This window comes from Candidatus Protochlamydia sp. R18 (assembly GCF_000648255.1).
Lineage (GTDB): Bacteria > Chlamydiota > Chlamydiia > Chlamydiales > Parachlamydiaceae > Protochlamydia > Protochlamydia amoebophila.
The window spans coordinates 1-382 of record NZ_BASL01000547.1 but is presented as its reverse complement, the minus strand read 5'-3'; the positions used below and the strand labels follow the sequence as shown (position 1 = coordinate 382).

At 25.1% G+C, this 382-nt stretch carries 1 pseudogene; it reads right to left on the bottom strand.

Annotated features, from left to right (window positions below):
• Positions 1 to 100: 100 nt before the first annotated feature.
• Positions 101 to 323, bottom strand: a pseudogene (locus TY19_RS12480) (IS1 family transposase); the annotation flags it as partial.
• Positions 324 to 382: the final 59 nt, after the last annotated feature.

Genomic DNA, 382 nt, shown 5'->3' with positions numbered 1-382 from the left:
CTGTATTTAAATTTGTTATTGCAAAATAGATAAGGCTATTTCAATAAACTTATCTAATTCGATTAAAAATTTAATTCATTTAATTGATGATTAGTTTCATTCAAAATAGATTTTTGTAGATAAAATATTTTATTAATACAACATGATTAGTTAGCTTTTTAGAAAATGAAAGCGTTTTCCTTACAAGTCTTGCACACCTTTGTCTTGAGAGTTCAATTAAATCTTTCAATATAGCTTATCTGACCCGATTGTTTGCTAACTGGTTGATGTTGACTCCAAAGAATGGTTTCATCATAGACATTAAATTTATCAGTGAAATATAATTAGTTGAATTTAATCTTGCACATAAGATATAGTTTGAGTTAAAAAAGTTATGGCATAT